Below are 18396 nucleotides of genomic sequence, written 5' to 3'. Positions count from 1 at the left end.
AGCGTGGTTTTTTTCCGAAATTCTGGCGGTACCCCATCACAATCAAGCTAAGAAAAGCAAATACCCCAAAACGATAAGATTGGCATCTCCCGGTGAAAATATACAATTTTTTGTTTTAGGGGTGTTATAAAATTCTTAAGTTGATGGGCAGGGGGTACTTTATTTTTTTTAGATGATAGCGATATAGTTATTCCTCTTATATTGAATATTAAAACATTTAACTTTTACATACCTTAAGTTATACTAAAACTACAATTAAAAATTCAAAATGAACATTCATAACATAGGTTTTATTTATTCATCTAATTTCACAAAACTTTAAAATAAAATATAAAGGACTTAACATCTATGACTGATTTACAAAATCAAAATCTGATTTCATGGAAACAATTAATTTTTGGAGCACTACTAATATTGATATTTGCACCATTTCTTTTTGGGCTATTATTTAAAATAGTATTCTCATTTCATTTTACCGAACAATCATTTGATAATAATGACAGTTTAGAAATAACAAAAAATTTTTTATTAACCCTCTCTATACTTTCATTTTCCATTTATTACATTTTCACACGTAAATCTTTTTATAATCTATTATTATCTACGCTTAATATTAAATCTCTAAATCGAGGTAAGACATATGTATATATATTGATTGCAAATATATTTGTTGTTATATCGGGTAAAACAACAGATCTCATCTCGAATGATTCAGCAAATATACAAGCAATGTATCTAGGCATAGACACATTGTCCGAACAATCTTTTATCATATACATAATTGCTATATAAACACATGTGTTAATCGGACCTGTTTTAGAGGAAATTCTATATCGTGGAATTATTCTTAGATTTTTAGAAATCAAATATTCTTTTTTTACTGGGTTAATTATATCCAGTTTATTATTTGGTTTAGCTCATAACTATGACTTTTCATTTATTATTTTTGCAACTCTAATGGGTATAATTTATGGTTTACTTTATAAGAAAACTAACTCAATAATCCCAGTAATAATTGGACATATGACTTACAATTTATATACATTTATATAATCGTAATGAAGGAAAAGACGCATTATTTAAAATTATATTTCGCAAGATTATAAGGGGTACGACAGCATGCCTATCAAGCTAATATTTTATAATTTACATTCTTAATTAAACCAACAAAGGAATACTAGCACACCAAACCGCTCATTTTACCCATAGGTGAATCTTAGTTATTCAGATATCAATGGTATTATTCATACACTTGAAATCCCACACAAGGAAATCTAATCATTCAATTTTCTAATAAGATGTTAAATTTTAGAATTTCATGTAAAAATAAAGAAAAAGTATCTTTTTCTTAGAAAAGGATACTTTTTAATTGCTTATATATTATTTTAGTGTAATCTATATTGTCCCATTAATTGTTCTTCACCCATTCGAACAAGACGCTTCGTAATTTCCCCACCTACGGAACCATTGGCACGTGCAGATGTTTCTGGACCAAGTGTAACTCCTAATTCAAGAGCAATTTCATATTTCATCTGCTCGATTGCACTTGCAGCAGCGGAAATTAAAACTTCATTATTATTGTAATCATATCTCTGAATGTTCACAATTAAACCTCCATTGTATTTTTCTATAACATGTGCTTAATTATGATATTTATACATCACGCAATTTATTTTCTTTCTTAATTTTCAGCGCTCCTGTTATATTTTAATGCACTCAATATAAACGTTGCTGTTTTAAATGATTTGAATCCCAGCATAGAGTGTACGCGTTTCTTAATAAAACGATGATCTTGTTCTACTATGTTATTCAAGTACCTTTGTTGTCTAAGTTGCATAACATCAGGTATGCTTTTTTCTTTTTTCAACTGTTCAATTACAATAAGATAAGCTGGATTCTTATCGACTATTACTTGTATTCGGCAAACCTATTTATATTTCCCGAGTCTCTTCCCTTAGCCACACTTTCTCTTCTTCATTTAAATAAGGAGCGAGCTTTATGTATACCTCTTGATGATAATTGTTTAACCATTGCTTTTCGCTCTCTGTTAACATATCCTTATTGATACCGGATAAATCAATAGGGCAATACGTGATTGCTTCAAACTTCATAAATTGACCAAACTCTGTTTTCTCGTCTTCTACTACTAACATCATATTTTCAATTCTTATGCCGTATTTACCTTCTAGGTATATTCCTGGTTCATTCGTAATAATCATGCCTTTTTCTAATATAACGCTATTATTATTATTCCTTACGCTTTGTGGCCCTTCATGAACATTCAAGAAAAAACCTACTCCATGTCCCGTCCCGCATTTATAGTCCAAACCATACTGCCAAATTGGTTGTCTTGCTAATACATCTAAGTGAGGGCCTGTTGCTCCGTATAAATATTTTACTGAGCTTAATGCAATAAACCCTTTTAACACCAATGTAAAATCTCTTTTTTGTTCATCGGTAAGTTCTCCTAAAACAATCGTTCGTGTAATATCTGTTGTTCCATCATAATACTGTCCGCCTGAATCAATTAAAAAAAGACCTTCATTCCTAAGGGTATGTTGCGTTTCTTTATTAGCTTTATAATGCATCATCGCAGCATGTTCTTTATAACCTGCTATCGTATCAAAGCTAGGTCCAACAAATCCTTCCTGTCCCCTTCTGAAATCTTCTAATCTTTCTTCTGCGGCAATCTCTGTAATTTCTTCTTTATCTACAAAGTTTTTAACCCATTTTATAAATTTCACCATGGCTAAACCATCTTTTATTTCACACCATTTTAAATTTTCTATCTCAACTTCATTTTTAATAGCTTTTAAATCATCCGTGATGTTAGGGCTTTCAATTTTCTTTGTATTACTGTTAATGGCATTATATAATATGATATTAGTTTTATCCGCATCTAAAATAACGGCATCTCCGCTTGAAATATTTCCTAAGAATGTTTGTATTTCATGATTCGCTTTTAATTCGATTCCTTCAGCCTCCAGTTCTAATTTAACTGAAGAGGGAACCTTGCAAGAATCAATAAATAAATAACATTTTTGTTCTGCTACGATTACATTAGCTATTACAACTGGATTGTTAGGCACATCGGCCCCTCTTATATTCAAAAGCCATGCAATTTCATCAAGTGAAGTTAAAATATAATAATTTGCTCCTTTATTTTTCATTTCTTCTCTTACTTCATTTAATTTTTCTACTCGTGATTTGCCTGCATAGTTTACGTCATGAGTAAAAATTGTTCCTTTAGGAATCTCCGGTCTATCTTCCCACAGATCACCAATTAAATCTTGATTCATTTTTAATACGATTTTCTTTGCTTTTAGATCTTTTTCCATCTTTTTAACCATATTAATTGAAAAAACATTTCCATCAAATCCTACAACGCTTCCTTCTTTAAGAACATCTCCTAGCCATTCTGTATAAAATGGTACCCCTGGATCCATCATTCTAAATAATCTGATTCCTGAGCTCTCAAGCTGTTTTTCAGCTTGAATATAGTATCTGCCATCTGTCCATAACCCAGCATCATTTAATGTAATAACTACAGTACCTGCAGACCCTGTAAATCCTGATATCCACTGTCTACATTTCCAATGTTCTGCTACATATTCACTTTGATGTGCATCAAAACTGGGAATTATATAAGCATCCATTTGATTTTCTTTCATTAGTTGCCTTAACTTTTCGACCCTATTCCTGATATTCATTACTAATACCTCCATTTTTCTTAAGACTAAATTCTTTACTTTCACAATCATACAGCCATACGGCTAGTACTATACTAATTATTCCATTGTTATTATCACTTTCTATTAACTTTATATAATGTCTTTACTAATCCGCATTTGTAGTATAAAACCCACTATTGCAGATATAATTAGGAGTATTAACAGCTATGAGCTTGACCTTTTTGTTTGTATAATTAGCCCAATTGTGGACAATATTTGAGTCCATATGAACACTGTCACCAGGATACACTTCATGCCTCTTACCATTTATGTAAATTGTTAATATACCCTCTAAAACATAAATGAACTCTTCTCCCTCATGCTTATAGGATAATATTTCTTCATCTTTCTTTTGAGGAAGTATTTCTATAAGCCTTGGAACAAGTTGTTTATTTTCTAAATTTGTACTTAAACTATACTTAATACAACCACCTTCTACTGAATCCATTATTTCTTGTTCATAACTTCTTAAAACCATATCTTTCCTTTTAAGTGGATAATCAAAAAAATGTGTTAAATGTACTTCAAAAACATCAGCTAGTTTTTCAAGTGAATCAACTGCTATGGTAGTAAGCCCCCTTTCTAATTGAGACAGAAATCCAACAGATAGTTCGCTTTTTTCACTTAACTCTTTCAAAGTAATTCCTTTTTCAGCCCTCAATTTCTTTATTTCCATTCCTATATTCATTATTTTACCTCAAATTTCACTTTTTTGAATATTATAATTTTTATCAGCGTAAAACGCAAGCTATTATGAAATAATTTCATAAATATGAAATTCATTTAATTAACGTTATCATATATTCTCTCAAGGGCTCTAGTGCAAAAAATACTCGATAGAAACATAGAGTGTCAATTTCTTATAAAATGTAAAAAACTATCAAGATAAGCGACTAAAAAAGCAGTACCACCACTATAAAAGTGTTGGTACTGCTATATAGAGCGACAAATTTTATATTAATTAGAACGTACTTGCCACTTTAACAGCCTTTTCAAGCCCTGCAGCAATAATTTCTTCTGCTTTATCAGGAAATTGGTTGTGACCTTCAAACACTACTTTTTCCATATCTTTTACACCGAAGAAGTTCATCATACTTACTACATATTTAACAGCCATTTCTACTTCAGCTTTTGGTCCTTCAGAATATACACCGCCACTTGCGTTTCAGCCAATAGCCTCACACTATGAAACAGTAAAGAACAGATATTGTGCAATGGGTTCTGTTGATTATTTATTTTCCGAAAGTGTAGATTAGTTTAGAAAACTTTGCAACAGAACCATAAAAAGCTTTGCGAAAGATCTCGCAAAGCTTTTGTAATGATACATATTATAATAGTAATTTTTGTATTTCTTCTGTACTTAGACCAGTAAATTTTGCAATATCTTCTAACGACATTCCATTTTTATGCATACCACGAATTAATTGGACTTTTCCTTGTTCAATGCCTTCTTCTCTACCTTTTTCTAATCCTTCTTCTAATCCCTCTTCTCGAGCATGAGCTATTTTAGCTTGTTCATCTAGAAGTACTTTCTCACGAGCTTCATAAGCTGTTCGGAAAGAAGAATCATGGCTCATATTTTCCCATTTATTCATTGCTTTTTGTAATATTGGATCTTGATTCATCGCAATCTCCTCCAATGTTTGAGTTAAATGTTCATCTTCATGGGCTGGCAACAATAACATCCTCACTTCTTATGCTCACTTCTTATGCTTACCTCTTTTAATAATTCGTTCTTTATCAATCCCACAAAACTATTTATACTCATCATTTCCACTCCGGTTTTGCTAAAAGGGGTCCCACCCCACATCCATCAACCAAACAAAAATAAACTACCTCAAAATGATAAAACTGAGCAACTCAGGCAAAAACCTTACTTTTGGGTAATAGGTTCAGATCGTAAAAGGCTATTCCATCATCTCTTCAAAGCGTAACTACAACAAGGACAAGCCAATTTTGGCTTGTCCTTGTTCCATGCCGTCCGGCGAATTCAAACGGCAATCACACAAAGCCGCTATTCGTCCTAGATCTATCACCCCTGCCACAACGCAGGCTTTGTCACCATGAACCATAACATCGCCATTAAAAGAACAATGTAAATCCAAACAGAACGCCGCAACAATTGAATCAAGGCGTCCTTGTCTTGGCCCGTTTCGCTGAATTTCCGAATGGTCGGCGAAAAGGCGCGGGCCAGGAAAAATAATGAACTCGCCATGAGAATAAGGGTCATCACTATCCAAGGGGTCTTCCAAGTCCAAGGGCCCGCCAGTACAAGCAGAACCCCGGATGCAACCAGCACATGCCCGGCATGCTTGGCCAGCCTGACCGAAAATTGGAATACATCCAGATAAGCCTGCTGTGTTCGAGCCTCTGAAGCCCGCAGTTTTTTGATGAGCGGAAGCAATACAAAAAACGGGCCGATGGATAAGATTACACTGAAAATATGTACATACAGAAGCAGTCGATACAACATGTCCATCCTTATATCACATTAACCTTCGATGGGATGGAACTCATGAACCCAAACTCTCATATTTGGCAGCCACGGCATGCCAGGGTGAAGAGACAGGATAGATTCCTTATATTCCTCCACATTCGCATAGCCTTCTTGACGGGCATGCCCATCAGTCAATTCGCCAAGTGATTGCGAATAGACCTTCTCCACAACATACCGGTGACCTTGAAGCTCCATCACTTCCCCGACATCCGCATATCTCCCGTTGCGGCGAGTAGCCGTTTTCTTTCCTGCAAGCACTTTTTCAATGTCCTCCTGAATCGTGATGAGACGTTCAATCGTACATGTTTTTGGCGGTAAAGCGTTCGTTTCATTTTGGTTTGTCATCTGGGTCACTCTCCTTTTTTTATTTAAGCATAAGCCCACTTTATCATATAAAAAAATTATTCTATATAGCAAATTTCTACTTAATAGGGATAATAAACTTTCATACAATGTTTATACGATAAACACCAATAATGGGAAAAAGCAGCGCTTGGTTTTGGTGCAAAAACCTCAAGATAATTGCAATCAATCTCTTTTTGTTGTATTCGGTTTTAAAATTGTATGATCAATTAACTTTGCAGTGTTTATTTTCTTCACTCCTCGTATCTTTTAACAATTTCATTTCAACCCCACTCTGAACAAATATAAATACACTTATGAAATTTTGTTCAAATCTTTTTAAGATAGTGAGATGAATTTTTAAATTTACATAAAAAGGGATACCCTATTAACAGCTCCCTCATAAAACACAGTATTTATTTAAAGTGAAACTTTAATCAGTGAAGGGGCTTCCCTCTCACCAACCCAACTTTTACGGGATTTAAAAATTTCTTTCATAAATCTCTTATAAGGGTCCCACCCCATCGCTATCAAGCTAAGCTCATGTAACGTCAATTATAAACAAGATTGTTGAATAAATTTGTTTTTGGGGTACCTCAAAAGCTTAGATTGATGAGCATGGGGTATAATTCATTTATTATTTACATAATTATATTATCAGTTTGTTTTTTAAAATTAGATATTAATCTATAAAGGTGCTCCACATCTCTCCAACAATACGCCGTTTCTTCCACTTCTAATCTTTCCAAAAACTTTGTATCAACTAACTCCGGATTAAATTTTTCGTAAAAAAGTCTCGAAGGATTATTCGATATAACCCAGACTAATATAGAACGAATATCATTTTTTATAAATTCTGATACAAGCGTTTGAAATAATTGCTTTCCGACTTTATATCCTTGATATTCTTCCAACAAATAAATTGCGTATAATTCTCCATCGCAATTATATTTTCCTGTTCTTTCTTGACCACCGTCAATAAACCCTATAATTTCCCCATCTAACGTTTCGGCCACATACCTATATTGACTTCCTATAGCTTGTTTAAAAAAATTTTCCCATTGTTTTTCTCGACTTTCATACGTTATAGTCTCTATCATTTCATCAGATAGTATTTCTTTATAGGTTGTTTTCCAGCTATCAACATGCACTTTTGCGATTCCTTTTATATCGTTTTCTGTTGCCCTTCTAATTTTTATGTCCATCTTTTCTCCCCCTCTTGTTCCTCTATTATAGCAAAGGAAAATATAGCAGTTATATCAGGTAAGCAAATTATTTCGTATTTTTCTTTCTTCCCTATATAATTAATTTCCTACGGCAATTCATATCAAAATCATTTGAAAGAAGGAGAAATTAAGATGATACGATTTGGGATTATTGGAACCAATACAATTACTACTAAATTCATTGAAGATTCACGTACATTACCAAATTTTTCTCTTACAGCTGTATATTCAAGAACAAAAGACAGAGCGAAGGAATTTGCAAGTAAATATAATGTGGATACTACTTTTACAGACTTAGAATGCATGGCAAAAAGCGATGTAATTGATGCCGTTTACATTGCAAGCCCAAACTCATTTCATGCTGATCAAGCCATTCTTTTTATGAAACATGGCAAACATGTACTATGTGAAAAACCAATTTCCTCTCATACAAAAGAAGTAGAAACAATGATTCAGACTGCTAAAAAACATAATGTCGTTTTAATGGAAGCATTAAAATCTACGCTTCTTCCAAACTTCCAAACCATTCAAAATAACATACATAAGATTGGAAAAGTTCGACGTTATTTTGCAAGCTTCTGCCAATACTCTTCTCGATATGATGCTTACAAGGAAGGAACGATTCTAAATGCGTTTAATCCTGCTCTTTCAAATGGAGCATTAATGGATATTGGTGTGTATTGTATTTATCCAATGGTCGTGTTGTTTGGAGCACCCTCACATGTACAAGCTAATGCTTATCTTCTAGATTCTGGTGTAGATGGAGAAGGTAGCCTTCTATTAAAATATGCTGAGATGGATGCTATCATCATGTATTCTAAAATCACAAATTCATATGTACCTTCTGAAATTCAAGGTGAAAATGGCAGCATCATCATCGATAAAATTAGTTCCCCTACAAAAATAGAAATTCGTTACCATGATGGTCAGGTTGAAGATATTACAAAATCGCAATCAAATAAAACAATGTCCTATGAAACACAAGAGTTCATTAGATTGATTCAGCAAAATCAATTAGAATCCACTGTAAACTCTCATACTGCTTCTATGATTACTATAAAGATTATGGAAGAAGCTAGAAAACAGATTGGTCTTGTATTTCCAGCTGACTTAAGAAGATAATTTATATATTTAAAAAGGGGGATTTTCCATCTCCCCCCCCTTTTCATCTTAATTATGAGATTATTTTTCAGCCGATCGTCTTTAGTTTTTCACCAAAACCTTAAGCTCTTCCTCATATTCCGAAAGCGCCTCATCTAAAATTGTTAACCCATCATCAATCTGATCTCTATTTACAGAAAGTGGTGGAATCATTCGAATTACTTCACTTGCATTTCCACAGAAATAAAATAATACACCTTTTTTCAATGCAATATCTAATATTTTAAATAACCCTTCACCATTAGGTGTCCCTGTTTCTGGGTTAATAATTTCAATTCCAATCATTAATCCAACAGCACGAATACTTCCAATCATAGAATGTTTTTGTTTTAAGTCATACAACTTCTGAACTGCATAAGCCCCCATTTCTTTAGCATTTTCAATCAACTGTTCTTCTTTCATTACTTCAAGCGTTGCTAATGCCGCTGCACATGCAATTGGATTTCCTCCAAAAGTCGTACCATGCGTTCCTAAAGGCCACTGTTGCATCAGCTCTTTTGAAGCGACTGTTGCACTCAGAGGTAATCCTGACGCAATTCCTTTTGCAATTGCCATAATATCCGGTTTTACTCCAAATGTTTGTGCTGCAAACCATTCACCTGTACGGCCAAAACCTGTTTGTACTTCATCAAAGATTAATAGAATACCATGCTCATTACAAATTTCACGAATTTTCTTTAACCATCCTGTTGGCGGAACAACATATCCACCTTCTCCTAATACCGGCTCTACAATTACACATGCAACTTCTTCTGGTGTAACTTGATGGTTAAACAACGTTTCAAAGTCCTTTTCTAGTTTTTCCACACAATGTTGCTCTGGATCAACCCCTTCTGGACAATTTTTTATGTTCGCATATGGAATTTGATACGTTAGCCCATTAGGTTGCATAAACTTACGATATTTACTTTTTGAAGTTGTTACACTTAACGATCCCATTGACCTCCCATGAAAACATCCTAAAAAAGAAACAACATACGGCCTTTTCGTCACATATTTCGCTAACTTAATTGCTCCTTCAATCGCTTCTGTACCACTATTTGCAAAGAAGAAACAATCTAACTTAGGTGGTAATACCGTACTGAGTTCTTCCGCAAGACGTAAAATTGATTCATACATAATCACTCCGGATGGACCATGAGTCAGATTATCAGCACTATCCTTAATTGCTTGTACAACTTTTGGATGACGATGTCCGACATTCGTCGTTGCAATACCTGATGTAAAATCAAGATATTTCTTTCCATCTAGTCCAAAATAGTAACATCCTTCTTCTTTCACAACCGGTAAATTCGGATGATCTTTTGCCATACTTGGTGCTAGTAATTGCGGCATTCTTTCAATTAAATGATTCCAGTTTGTATTCATTTTGAATTCCTCCTTATAATTGTGCATCATTTTCTTATCGTGTATAAAAATCATTGATTCATTTGTTTATGCATCTATATCTACATTGGTATGCTGTTCTTTCCACTCCTCATATTTTTCAAATTCTGGAGACGTTAAATATGAAATGATGACAATTGATAAGATACTACACGCCATTCCATATAAAATTGGGTCTGTAGCCGAAAGTCCTTGTACGATTAACCCGCCTACCGTTACCGTTGCACTTAAAATAATCGAATAAAAGGCAGCTTTATCTGTTACACGTTTCCAAAACAATCCTAAAATAATCGGAAAGAACACTGAGCCAGATAAAATTGCATATGCAACATCTAATGCTACAATAACGTCCTGAATCCAGATAGCGCTCACTATTACAAATATTCCGATAATTAAAGTTACGATTCTCGACATTCGAATCATTGTTTTCTCACTCAATTCCTTAGATGAAGTCCCTTTTATAATGTCATTCACTATCAGCGTTGAAGATGCTAATAATGTCGCCGAAGCTGTCGACATTAGAGCTGAAACAACACTTGCAATAACAATCCCTAATAAGCCTGCTGGTAAAATTGTAATTGCCATTGTTATAAACGCACTTTGTGGATCACTTAAATTCGGGAAAACTACAGCCGCACACATACCAATGATACTGATTGCAACCGCATACAAAAGACAATATACCCCAGCACCAATCGTACCTTTTTTTGCAATTCCCACAGTCTTTGCCGTGAAAATTCGCTGCCATATGTCTTGCCCAATTAGTACTCCTAAACAATATAAGAGAAAGTACGAGAAAATCTTATCTCCGCCAATATTAGCGATTTCAAAATACCCATGTGGTAATGTTTCTTGCAAAGCAGCCCATCCTCCAGCCTTCTGTAAACTAAGAGGCAACATGATTGCAAATACTCCAATTGTCATTACAATAAACTGAAATATATCGGTCATCGTTACAGACCACATTCCGCCAAGTAGTGTATACATAACAACCACACTACCACCTAATAACATACAAAGTTTAATATCCCATCCCAGTAGTACATTCAATATCGTTCCCATTCCAATTACTTGCGTGACAGTAATCATCGTTACATATATAAAAGTAATCAATGAAGTAATCAATCTTGTTTGCGAATTAAAACGTAATCCCAGCAATTCACTGATTGTAATAATTTTAAATTTCGATACTTTTTTAACTAAAAATATTCCTAATAAAATAATTCCGATACCGATCATTGTAACAAGCCATATCCCTGAAATACCAAATTCATACCCTAATCTTGCTGTCCCGATTGTAGATGCCCCACCAAGGATTACTGCTGCTAAACAAGCAAGATACATTACTAAACCTAAACTACGACCAGCAACCATAAAATCTTCAGATGTTTTCGCTTTCCTCGCCCCTATAAAACCAATGCTAATAATTATGAAAAAGTAACCAACCATTAATAATATATCTACTGTATTCATAACATCCTCCTTTTCAATACATATTATTTTAGTCTTACTACATTACGTCGTTTTTGCATCGCTACAAGAGTGATCATTTCATATGCAATACTTGATGCTGCAATTGCCGTAATTTCTCCACTATCATACGCAGGCAACACTTCTACTAAATCGAATCCAACAATATGTAATCCATCTAACCCTTGCACAAGTTCAACTGCTTCAATCGTTGTAGGCCCACCAATTTCAGGCGTTCCTGTTCCAGGTGCATATGCAGGATCTATAAAATCAATATCAAATGAAACAAAAGTTACTGCATCCTTTACTCGTTCATGAATTCTCCGTAACACTTCTGCATATCCTATTTTCCGCACTTCCCTCATTGGAATCACTTCAAAACCTAAGCTTCTTGCATCTTCTATATCATTGGGCCCATACAAAGGACCACGCATTCCTATTTGAATAGAATGATCGACGTTAATGAGCCCTTCTTCAACCGCCCGTCGAAATGGAGTTCCATGCATATACTTTTCTCCGTAATAATGATCCCACGTATCACTATGAGAATCAAAATGAACAAGAGCTATGGGCCCAAATTGTTTTGCGAACGCTCTTAAATTTCCTAATGAAATAGAATGATCCCCACCTAATATAATAGGTGCAATCCCTTTTTCTAATAAAGGTGTTAAGCCTTCCACGATGTTGTCATATGTACGATGGATATTACCAGGTACAATATCTAAATCCCCATAATCTACGCCTGAACAATACTCAAAAATATCAATCGCTTGATCTGGATTATATGGGCGTAATAAACTTGAAAAATTCCGGATATGATTCGGTCCTAAACGGGCCCCTACACGATACGACTGCGCAGTATCAAAAGGAATTCCTAATACTGCAAAATCTACATTTTCAGTCGTATTTTTTTGTTCTAATCTCATAAATGTTTTCACTCCACAAAAACGAGGCGACATAGCAGAATCCTTAGGTCTATACATCTTCTCACTCCTACAAGTTAGTTTTCTATTATTTTAAGTTCCTCTTCCATTAATAGAATATCCTCTTGGGCTCATCAATTTACCCCCCACTTATTTCTCCTTTCCTTCCTCTTACATTTGAAAATAAGTATTTATATAGAAGGTAAATTTCCTCCTCCTTTGTACTGTTTATATATGCAAATAGCATGCCAATTTTAAATTCAAGAAAAAAATGGAGAAAATACTTTCTCCATCTTCTCGCCATTCATAACTTCAATTTATCTTATACTTCTTCAGCTTTCTTACTACAGAAGGCTGACTTATCGCTAAGTTCTCTGCTATTTTCACAGTCGTCTTATATTTTCTCTTAGCATCTAATAACACTTGTTTCTCTACCTTTTCTAGTATTTCCGTAAGAGTTTGAAGCTCGTTTACACCGAACTCAGCACTCAGATTATTTTTATAGTAATCTGGTATATTTTCAATCGTAATTAACTTGGAATAGGATGTAATTACGAGCCGTTCTATGATATTCATTAACTCTCTTACATTACCTTTCCATTTTTGTTGCAATAAAATTTGTATAACAGCTTGATCTAATTCTCTTTCTCGTTTATATTGCGTACAAAATTTATTCAAAAATAAATACATCAAATTTATAATATCTTTAGGACGCTCACGTAGTGGTGGAATCAAGATTGGTACAACAAATAAACGGAAGTATAAATCTTGTCTAAATTTCTTATTCACTACCAATTCTTCTAAATCACGATTTGTCGCAACAATAAGACGAAAATCCGCCTTTTTAAGTTTTGTTCCACCAACTCGATAAAATTGTCTTTCTTCAATTAACTTAAGAAGCTTTACTTGTTGGTCAAGTGAAAGCTCCCCTACTTCATCAAGAAATAAAGTTCCCCCGTGAGCTAGTTCGGCATATCCAAGTTTCCCAGTTTTTTTCGCTCCTGTAAAAGACCCTGCTTCATAGCCAAAAAATTCAGCTTCAAATAAAGAATCCGGGATAGCAGCACAATTCACTTCAATAAAAGGTCCATATTTTCTCGGACCCTTATCATGAATATAACGAGCGATAACTGTTTTTCCTACACCTGATTCTCCAAGCAAAACTGTATTTACATCCACTTCTGAAACTTGATGTATCGTCTCCATTGCTTTATACATAGCGGGATCATCGGCAATTAAACCTACTGATGTAATTTGTTCACGCAATGCTAATTGAGCTTCCTCTTTCACACGCTCTAGTTCCTCTTGCATATGATCTAAATACTTCTGAATTTCTATCAAGTCTGAAACATCATAAGAATAACTGACCACTCGATAGACTTCGCCTTCCTCATCAAATAAGGGGATGCCTGTTACTAGCAGTTTATTTCCTGTCTTTGTCAGCTGAACAACTGTAATTTTCTCTTTTTTTTGTATAATTAACGGCGTTACAATCGGTGTAATAATACCCGTTCTTTCCAATTCATAAATAGAAGCACCAATTAAATTTTCATACCTAATCCCATATCTATCAGCAGTAAATTGTGTCGCTTTTAGAATTGTTCCATTCGCATCTGTTACAATCAAATCATCCATTAAAGATTCCAATATCATTTCTGTTTCCGAAATAAATTCTGTATATAACAAATTTTTCACCACCTACAGAGATAGAAAATTCAGTCTATTCATTAATAAATAGTTTATTTGATTTTGTATAGGAATGTAAAGTATAAAGGGAAACTTTAATCAACCCTCACCAATCGGGCTTTTACAGACAGTTGATTTCCCACCTATCTGACTCGGTGCTCTCTGACTATTGAGGCGTGGGTCTTATCGCTCGTTAGTGCATGATAAAGTATGCCTCACATTATTTTTTCTACCATTTCATACAATAAGAAAAGCCCTCCAATTTTCATTACATAACTGGAGGGTTTTTCTATTCCATACCTTATCTACTTTCAACTGCAACCGAAACAATATGATCAATTTCTTTTAATGAACTATATAATTCAGTTGTATATAAATCTTCAGGTGCTGATATAACCATTTCTAATTGTTGAGATTCACTGTCAATATCTTTAATTTTCACGCGCTTCACTTGCATGTTTAAATTTTTAATTTGTTTAAAAATCCCATCTAATTCCCGGTGCTCTTTTACGATAATTTTAATTGCTACATCCTTTTGTCTTAAAGAATAAGGACCCGCAATCTTAACAAGGTGTGGCAGTACATTAATAGCCAATATAATCAAAATCATCGCCACGATTGCTTGTATATAAAAACCCGCGCCAATCGCGATCCCTAAAGCAGATGCTGCCCAAACCATTGATGCTGTTGTTAACCCTGAAATCACATCATTATTTCTTCTTAAAATTACACCCGCGCCAAGGAAACCAACGCCACTCACAATTTGAGCCGCTAAACGCATCGGATCCATATTCGTATGTCCTGGTGAAGAGTACACATTCACCGATTCAATTGAAACCATCGTAATTAAACAGCTCGCTACAGAAATGACCATACTTGTTTTCACACCAAGTGGTTTATTCTTTAACTGCCTATCAATTCCGATAAATAAACCTAAAAAGAGTGCCAAACCTAATTTGAGTAAAAATTCATATGTCATTTTTCATTCTCCTTACTTATATGATGTTCAACATGTCTTTTTTTAAACATCATTTTTCCACTTGAATACTAAACTATAACTCTTTTACAGCTTGAATTCCAGCATTTTCTATGTTAAAAAGCCGAAAAAACATAGAATCAAACTGTTTTTCCGGCTTCTATTCTTATATTATTTTGGTTTTTTTCATACACTATGTGTACACACAAACGGTCTATCTTTAAATTACATATGACTACAGCTTTATTTTTCTTCTTTAACCTTAATTTTCGCTTCTTTATAAAATGCTAGTTTTCCTTCGTTATACTCTTTTGTATACCCGTTAAACTTCTCTTTTTCTTTTTTCATTTCTTCCGTTAATGTATTTACTTCTTTCACTTTCTCGCTAATTTCTTTTAATTTTGTTTCTTTTACTTTTAATTTCGCATAAAGCTCTTTTTCAATCGCCATTGACTTCACATAACTTTCGTTCATTTTTTGAAAAGCATCATAACGATTTTTATAAGCTTCTTCTACTTTTTTCGCTTGTTTTTGTATTTTCTTATCTTCAATTTTCTCCACATTGCTTTGAACTGATTTCATTTCTTTTTGCGCTTTCTCTAATGCCTCTTTTTCATTTTTCAACAATTTTTCACGCTCGTCCACATTGGAAACTGCTTGATCTAGTTTTTGGACAACAGCCTCATTATGATCTTTTCCTTCTGTTATAATTTGAGCATATAATTCTTGTCCTTGTTTTTCCAGCGTCTCTAATTTCTTCGCATCTTCAAACAACGACTTTTCTTGTTTAGCTGCATTTTCAAATGCAACAAATAAATTTTCTTCTGGTTTTTCACCAAAACACCCTGATAATAATCCTACTGATAATGCTCCGACTAATGCTATTTTTTTATAACTCAACTTCTTTTCCTCCTATGTTACATACGTTTATCATGCCAGAAGTTCAATGGGAAGTGATCACTTTCATGATACGCTTCAAACTCATACCCTTTTTCTTTTAAACCTTTTATAATTGCCGGTACTGCTGCAACAGATTGCGGGTGAATATCATGCATTAAAATAACTTCTTTTGGATTCGTTGCACCTGCAATTACATTTTCAACAATTTTTGCTGAAGCGGCATCAACCGGCATCTTATTATATTTCCAATCTAAAGAGTCAATTGTCCAATCCCAAACTTTAAAGCCACCTTCAACTACTTTATTACGAAGCGCTTCATTTAAACCGGGCATAGAACCGTATGGAGGGCGCGTTAATTTAGGAGATTCTTCAATAATATTTGCGATTAAACCTTGATCTTCTTTCATTTCATTTACGTACTCGCCACTTGTATACAATTTTTTAAAATCATGTGTCATACTATGCATACCTACATAATGACCTTCTGCTTTCTCACGTTTTACTAAATCAGGATACTGCTTTACATTTGCACCAATTAAGAAAAATGTTGCCTTCGCACCATTTTGTTTTAATATATCTAGTAATTCAGCTGTATACTTTCCTGGTCCATCATCAAAAGTTAAGTATGCAACTTTTCTTACTTGACCATTGAATTGAACTGGTGCAGTTTTATTCATCTCCACTTTCGACTGTTCGCTTGCAAGTTGCACTGAATTTACTTGATCTGCTACTGCTCTAGCTGGTGATGTAATGGATTGAAACATAAAATACCCAACTGCGATCGCAACAATAGCCACGATTGTAACTACCATACTTTTTACATTAAATACATTTCCCATTCTATGAAATTCCTTTCCTTCTATTATTCTTACATGCACATTATATATATATATATATTTATTTTATTATATATGCAAACATTTTTAAATAACTACAATAGTATTTTAATACATATGTATCAAAAAAGGCTGGCTAAGCGCCAGCCTTTTACACTTAGTTTCGGACCGCTTTTGGTGCAACACCTAAATGTTCATTTAATTTTTTAGAAATATCCTGCACATTTTTTTCGTTTGGAATGTAGTAATAAATCCCACCTATACGTTTATCTGTGCCTTCTACTTGAATTTTCTCCATTTGCAAATCAGTTCCAGCCATATTTCTTGTAATAGAAAGCATATCATCAAATGTTAAGTTTGTTTTCATATTACTATCAACTGCATCTAAAAGAGAACCTAATTTACTAATGGATTGAACAGACATTGCTTTTTTCGCAATCGCTTCAATAACAAGTTGTTGTCTTTGGCCGCGCATTGCATCACTATCAATTTTACGCGTTCTCGCCAACGCTAGCGCCTGCTCTCCATTTAAATGTTGATAACCTTTTTCTAAATGAATCATACCTGCTTGGTCTTTACTATCTTGTTCTGTAAATGTAACTGGTACATCCACATCAATACCACCAAGGGAATCTACAATTTTCACGAAAGAATCAAAATTAAATTTCACATAGTAGTCAACCGGAACATTTAAAAATCTCTCAACTGTGTCCCGCGTACTTTCAACTCCTCCAAATACATGAGCATGCGTAATTTTATCCATTTTCTTTTTTGATGGGATATACACACGAGAATCACGCGGAATACTTACTAATTTTACTGATTTATCATCTTTATTGATTGTCGCTAATAGTAGTGCATCTGTTCGAACAGCTTCTCCATATTGACTCTTTCGAATATCGCTTCCATCAACACCCATAATCAACACAGAAATATTATCTTTTAACGGTTCAACTTCTTTATCACGTTTAGTCGATTTTTCAATTTGAGCATATGCATCACTAACGACTGCTTTTGCTTTATTATATAAAAACGAACCATATCCTACTCCTCCAAAAATGAGCAAGAATAATGGAATCAAAATGAACCACTTCACAGATTTTCTTTTAGAACGTTTCTTTTTACTTCTTGTATTTTGTTCTATTTCAGAGCCCATGGCTATTCCCCTCTCTTTCTCTTTTCCTAGTATACTCCATGTTTATCAATCTTCATATTGAATTTCATTTCATTCACCTTACATTTTTGTAAGGTTTCATTGTAAA

General features: G+C 34.0%; 15 protein-coding genes and 5 pseudogenes. 2 read left to right on the top strand and 18 right to left on the bottom strand.

What is annotated here, in order from left to right; all coding sequences use genetic code 11:
- Positions 1-348: 348 nt before the first annotated feature.
- Positions 349-1053 (top strand): annotated as a pseudogene (locus CN373_RS26200) (lysostaphin resistance A-like protein).
- A gap of 332 nt (positions 1054-1385) precedes the next feature.
- Here the strand turns inward: CN373_RS26200 and CN373_RS18855 are convergent.
- From CN373_RS18855 to CN373_RS18815, 10 genes and pseudogenes are all read right to left on the bottom strand, one after another.
- Positions 1386-1604 (bottom strand): alpha/beta-type small acid-soluble spore protein, encoded by a 219-nt coding sequence (locus tag CN373_RS18855; protein WP_001025790.1) that lies wholly within the window; start codon positions 1602-1604, stop codon positions 1386-1388.
- 77 nt (positions 1605-1681) lie between these two features.
- Positions 1682-1912 (bottom strand): annotated as a pseudogene (locus CN373_RS18850) (DDE-type integrase/transposase/recombinase); the annotation flags it as partial.
- 19 nt (positions 1913-1931) lie between these two features.
- Complete coding sequence (locus CN373_RS18845) at positions 1932-3710, bottom strand: aminopeptidase P family protein (protein WP_098359892.1); 1779 nt, start codon at positions 3708-3710, stop codon at positions 1932-1934.
- A gap of 127 nt (positions 3711-3837) precedes the next feature.
- On the bottom strand, positions 3838-4419 hold the full coding sequence (locus CN373_RS18840; protein ID WP_001020619.1) for a helix-turn-helix domain-containing protein: 582 nt from the start codon (positions 4417-4419) through the stop codon (positions 3838-3840).
- Between the two features lie 273 nt (positions 4420-4692).
- A pseudogene (locus tag CN373_RS18835) lies at positions 4693-4896 on the bottom strand (NAD(P)H-dependent oxidoreductase); the annotation flags it as partial.
- Positions 4897-5059: 163 nt separating this feature from the next.
- A pseudogene (locus CN373_RS18830) lies at positions 5060-5416 on the bottom strand (Rpn family recombination-promoting nuclease/putative transposase); the annotation flags it as partial.
- A gap of 14 nt (positions 5417-5430) precedes the next feature.
- Positions 5431-5502: pseudogene (locus CN373_RS25275) on the bottom strand (serine/threonine protein kinase); the annotation flags it as partial.
- 261 nt (positions 5503-5763) lie between these two features.
- Positions 5764-6204: a DUF2269 family protein gene (locus tag CN373_RS18825; protein WP_079999479.1), complete on the bottom strand. Its 441-nt coding sequence runs from the start codon at positions 6202-6204 to the stop codon at positions 5764-5766.
- 18 nt (positions 6205-6222) lie between these two features.
- Positions 6223-6573, bottom strand: a complete 351-nt coding sequence (locus tag CN373_RS18820; protein ID WP_098359891.1) for an ASCH domain-containing protein — start codon at positions 6571-6573, stop codon at positions 6223-6225.
- 638 nt (positions 6574-7211) lie between these two features.
- A complete protein-coding gene (locus CN373_RS18815) occupies positions 7212-7775 on the bottom strand; it encodes a GNAT family N-acetyltransferase (protein ID WP_098359890.1) in 564 nt (187 codons plus the stop codon).
- Between the two features lie 153 nt (positions 7776-7928).
- On the opposite strand from CN373_RS18815, the gene CN373_RS18810 reads away from it, so the two are divergent.
- On the top strand, positions 7929-8918 hold the full coding sequence (locus tag CN373_RS18810) for a Gfo/Idh/MocA family protein (RefSeq protein ID WP_000617751.1): 990 nt from the start codon (positions 7929-7931) through the stop codon (positions 8916-8918).
- An 81-nt stretch (positions 8919-8999) separates the two neighbouring features.
- Here CN373_RS18810 and CN373_RS18805 read toward each other — a convergent pair whose 3' ends face one another.
- The 8 genes from CN373_RS18805 to CN373_RS18770 all read right to left on the bottom strand — a co-directional run bounded on the left by CN373_RS18805 (position 9000) and on the right by CN373_RS18770 (position 18290).
- A complete protein-coding gene (locus CN373_RS18805) occupies positions 9000-10325 on the bottom strand; it encodes an aspartate aminotransferase family protein (RefSeq protein WP_001095743.1) in 1326 nt (441 codons plus the stop codon).
- A gap of 66 nt (positions 10326-10391) precedes the next feature.
- Positions 10392-11816, bottom strand: a complete 1425-nt coding sequence (locus tag CN373_RS18800; RefSeq protein ID WP_001098746.1) for a sodium:solute symporter — start codon at positions 11814-11816, stop codon at positions 10392-10394.
- 23 nt (positions 11817-11839) lie between these two features.
- Positions 11840-12796, bottom strand: a complete 957-nt coding sequence (speB, locus tag CN373_RS18795; protein ID WP_000286225.1) for an agmatinase — start codon at positions 12794-12796, stop codon at positions 11840-11842.
- Between the two features lie 252 nt (positions 12797-13048).
- Complete coding sequence (locus CN373_RS18790) at positions 13049-14422, bottom strand: sigma-54 interaction domain-containing protein (protein ID WP_098359889.1); 1374 nt, start codon at positions 14420-14422, stop codon at positions 13049-13051.
- A gap of 301 nt (positions 14423-14723) precedes the next feature.
- Positions 14724-15401: an MgtC/SapB family protein gene (locus tag CN373_RS18785; protein ID WP_000220556.1), complete on the bottom strand. Its 678-nt coding sequence runs from the start codon at positions 15399-15401 to the stop codon at positions 14724-14726.
- A gap of 240 nt (positions 15402-15641) precedes the next feature.
- Positions 15642-16298 (bottom strand): YkyA family protein, encoded by a 657-nt coding sequence (locus tag CN373_RS18780; protein WP_098359888.1) that lies wholly within the window; start codon positions 16296-16298, stop codon positions 15642-15644.
- Between the two features lie 17 nt (positions 16299-16315).
- On the bottom strand, positions 16316-17137 hold the full coding sequence (locus tag CN373_RS18775) for a peptidoglycan-N-acetylglucosamine deacetylase (protein WP_000528708.1): 822 nt from the start codon (positions 17135-17137) through the stop codon (positions 16316-16318).
- Between the two features lie 154 nt (positions 17138-17291).
- Positions 17292-18290 carry an LCP family protein gene (locus CN373_RS18770; RefSeq protein WP_000534333.1) on the bottom strand — a complete coding sequence of 333 codons (999 nt, stop codon included), beginning with the start codon at positions 18288-18290 and terminating at the stop codon, positions 17292-17294.
- Between the last annotated feature and the right edge of the window lie 106 nt (positions 18291-18396).

Origin of the sequence: Bacillus cereus (assembly GCF_002561295.1) — a bacterium.
Lineage (GTDB): Bacteria > Bacillota > Bacilli > Bacillales > Bacillaceae_G > Bacillus_A > Bacillus_A cereus_S.
The sequence above is the reverse complement of the archived record's forward strand: the minus strand, read 5'-3'. Positions and strand labels throughout refer to the sequence as shown.